Source organism: Actinomyces polynesiensis (assembly GCF_000820725.1).
GTDB classification, from domain to species: domain Bacteria; phylum Actinomycetota; class Actinomycetes; order Actinomycetales; family Actinomycetaceae; genus Pauljensenia; species Pauljensenia polynesiensis.
The window spans coordinates 1-3,399 of the sequence record NZ_CCXH01000258.1; the positions used below are offsets into that span (position 1 = coordinate 1).

A 3,399-nucleotide genomic window follows, 5' to 3' on the forward strand; every position below is an offset into this window, starting at 1 on the left:
ATCCCCCTGCCCCCGCTGGACGGGGGGCACGTGGCCGGCGCCGTCTACGAGGGCGTGCGCCGCAGCTGGGCGCGCCTGCGTGGTGCCCCGGACCCAGGACCGGCGGACACGGCCCGGATGATGCCGCTCACCTATGCGGTGGGGGGACTGCTGGTGGCGATGACGGTCCTGCTGGTGGCCGCGGACATCGTCGACCCCGTCCGCCTGTTCTGACCGCGAGGTCCGCCCTGTTCCGACCCTGAGGTCCGCTCCGTTCTGACCGCGAGGTCCGCCCTTCCTCCCGCCTCAGCGCGCGCGGTAGGCCGTCACGAGGACGGACACCGTGACCTCCTCGGGCAGGTCGGGGTCCTCACCGACGCGCGAGGCGTCGAGGTGGCGGGCACTGGGGGTCATGGCCACGAGGTCGACGGCCCCCTCGTGGGACAGCGGAGTGCGGTACTCCACCGACCGCGTCGCCACCCCGTCGAAGTGGGGTGCCAGGGAGCGTGACAGGCGCTGCTCCTTCTCCGGGTCGACGTCCACCATGCCGACCACCTCGGAGCGCAGTTCCGCCAGGTGGTCCGCGGTCGGGCGCACGACCACCAGTCGCCCGTCCCCGCGCAGGACCCGGTGGAACTCTCCGGGATTGCGCGGCGCGAACACGTCCATCACCACCGCGCAGCAGGCGTCGACGAGGGGGAAGTCCCGGAAGACGTCCCAGGTCGCTGCGGCCAGACGCGGGTGTGCCCGCACGGCCGCCCGCAGCGCCCGGGTCGAGGTGTCCAGGCCCAGGCCGTGCGTGGTCGGCAGGGCGTCGAGGGCCCGCGCCGCGTACCGGCCGGTCCCGCACCCGACGTCGAGCAGCAGACCCGCGCCCACCTCTCCTGCCACGAGGTCCGCCACGGCGTCACCGATGGGGTCGTACGCGCGGGTGGAGAGGAAGCGCTCGCGGGCCCGGACCATGTCGGCGTCGTCGCCGCTGGTCGCCCTCGTCCCTCCGAGCAGGCTCACGTACCCCTGGCGGGCGATGTCGAAGGTGTGGCCCGCCGGGCAGCGCAGGGCGGTGCCCGAGACCGTCAGCGTGCCGACGCACAGGGGACAGCGCAGGGCGTCGAGGACCTGCAGGAGGGCGGGTGGGGCCGCGTGGGGCATGGGACTCCGATGGGTGGACGGACGAGGGCGGGACCGCCCCGAGTCTAGGTCGGCCTAGAGTGGAAGTCCGACCGCACGACCCCGAAGGAGCACCATGGCGGACCACTCGCACATCCACCCGGGCTGGATGGACCACGCGATCTGGTGGCAGGTCATACCACTGACCTTCACCGGGGCACCGCGCACCCTCGATCCCCACGCCCCGGTCGCACACCGGCTCGGGAGGGTCGAGGCCTGGCTCGACCACGCCGTGGCGCTCGGCGCCAACGGCCTCCAGCTCGGCCCGGTGTTCCGGTCCGCCACCCACGGCTACGACACCCTCGACCACTTCCACCTCGACCCTCGCCTGGGTGACGACGCGGACTTCGACCACCTCATCGCCGAGTGCCACCGGCGGGGACTGCGGGTCATGTGCGACGGGGTCTTCAACCACGTCTCCCGCGAACACCCCCTCGTCCGGAGAGCACTCGCCGAGGGCCACGACTCGCCGGCCGCCGCGCTGTTCGACTTCCGGCAGGCCCGGGACGGGAACTGGTACCCGCAGGTGTTCGAGGGTCACCCCGGCCTCGTGGAGCTCAACCACTCCGACCCTGAGGTCGTCGCCCTGGTCACCTCGGTGCTGGAGCACTGGTGCGACCGGGGGGTCGACGCCTGGCGCATGGATGCGGCCTACGCGGTCCCGCCCTCGTTCTGGGCGAAGGTCCTGCCCCCGGTCCGCGAGGCGCATCCCGACCTCCTCACGGTCGGCGAGGTCATCCACGGGGACTACCCCGCCATCGTGGGGGAGTCCACCCTGGACTCCGTCACCCAGTACGAGTTGTGGAAGGCGATCTGGAGTTCGCTGGACTCGGGCAACCTCTTCGAGCTCGACTGGTCCCTGCAGCGTCACGACGGATTCCTGGACACCTTCGTCCCGACGACCTTCGTCGGCAACCACGACGTCACCCGCATCGCGACGAAGGTCGGGGTCGAGGGTGCCGCCGTGGCGGCCACGATCCTCATGGGCGTGGGTGGCATGCCGGTCGTCTACCACGGGGACGAGCTCGCCATGACCGGGCTCAAGGAGGACCGACCCGGCGGCGACGACGCCGTACGCCCCGAGTTCCCCGCGCACCCCAGCCCGCCCACCGGCGGGGCGGCGCGCATGATGCGCCTCCACCAGGACCTCATCGGTCTGCGGCGGCGCCATCCCTGGCTGGTGGTGGCCCGCACCGCGTCCCGTCAGCTCACCAATGAGCACGCCGAGTGGGACGTGCGCGGCCCGGAGGAGGGACAGCACCTCGTCCTCGAGGTCGACCTGCGGGGACCGTCGGCACACGCGCGCATCCTGGACGGGAGCCGGGTCCTCCTCGACACGCAGGCCTGAGGTCGTCAGGGGCCGGGGCCGGGGCGGAGCCCGGGTCAGGGGTCCGGCGAGGGCAGCACCGACAAGGGCCACCCACCCGGGGAGCCTGCGCAGGAGAGTGGTCCGGATCACCGCTAGTGTCGGGGGATGACGACTCCTGCCGCCACTCCCCGGCCCGAGGAACCCTCCGGCCCCCGCACGCTCCTGCACGTCCTGCAGGTCCCGGCCCTCGTCGTCCTCCCGATGTTCGGCTCCCTCGGACGGGAGTGGCTCGGCTCGAGCGGGTGGGTGTCGGTCCTGTACCTGTTCTACGCGGCCGTGCCGATGTTCGCCCTGCAGCTCGCGGTCCTCGTGCTCACGGTGCTGCGCGCACGCAGGGTGGGGCGCCAGCAGGTCGGACGTCTCACCGCGTGGCCGATGGCCGTCTACATGCTCGGCGCAGTCATCGGCCCCCTGGGGGCCGCCGACGCGACGGACCAGCCCGGGACCGTCCCCTCCGTCCTGGAGAACTCCTTCGGTGTGGCGCCCCGGGTGGCCACGGTCCTCCTCGTCCTCGGGAGCGCGGCGACCGTGATCGGGGGGATCGCCATGCTGGTCACGGCCTCCCTGGACCTGCGCGCCGCGCCGCGACGGAACGGTCCCGCACCGGTCGTCGAAGGTGCCGGTCTTCCGGGTGGGCCAGTCGGACAGGCGGGACCCCTCCGGGGTCCGTTGGACGTCGTGGGTGGTGCGTCCGGTTCGATCGAACGCGCCGACGTCCCCACCGGGACCATCGACCGCGCCGACCCCGCAGGGAGCACCCGGGCGGCGACCTCCGCAGTGCCGATGACGCCGGGGCCGATGACGCCGGGGCCGATGACGCCGGAGCCGCAGGCGGCCGGGGCGTCGTCGTCCGCGCCGCGCCCGGCCGGAGTGCCCGCCCC

3 protein-coding genes and 1 pseudogene are annotated in these 3,399 nt (G+C 73.3%); 3 read left to right on the forward strand and 1 reads right to left on the reverse strand.

Annotated elements, in window-relative coordinates; translation table 11 throughout:
- Positions 1-213, forward strand: a pseudogene (locus TA90_RS11060) (M50 family metallopeptidase); the annotation flags it as partial.
- Positions 214-285: 72 nt separating this feature from the next.
- Here the strand turns inward: TA90_RS11060 and TA90_RS11065 are convergent.
- The gene (locus TA90_RS11065; protein WP_043536462.1) at positions 286-1,131 is read right to left on the reverse strand and encodes a putative RNA methyltransferase; all 846 of its coding nucleotides are present in this window, start codon (positions 1,129-1,131) and stop codon (positions 286-288) included.
- A gap of 94 nt (positions 1,132-1,225) precedes the next feature.
- Here TA90_RS11065 and TA90_RS11070 point away from each other — a divergent pair, with 94 nt between their 5' ends.
- Positions 1,226-2,497: an alpha-amylase family protein gene (locus TA90_RS11070; RefSeq protein ID WP_052450800.1), complete on the forward strand. Its 1,272-nt coding sequence runs from the start codon at positions 1,226-1,228 to the stop codon at positions 2,495-2,497.
- Positions 2,498-2,623: 126 nt separating this feature from the next.
- On the forward strand, positions 2,624-3,399 hold a 776-nt coding region (locus TA90_RS11075; RefSeq protein WP_043536466.1), incomplete at its 3' end, for a hypothetical protein.

Excerpts from the sequence above, each read along its gene's own strand:
- TA90_RS11065 (WP_043536462.1), bottom strand. The coding sequence starts at position 1,131 with ATGCCCCACGCGGCCCCACCCGCCCTCCTGCAGGTCCTCGACGCCCTG.
- TA90_RS11070 (WP_052450800.1), top strand. The coding sequence starts at position 1,226 with ATGGCGGACCACTCGCACATCCACCCGGGCTGGATGGACCACGCGATC.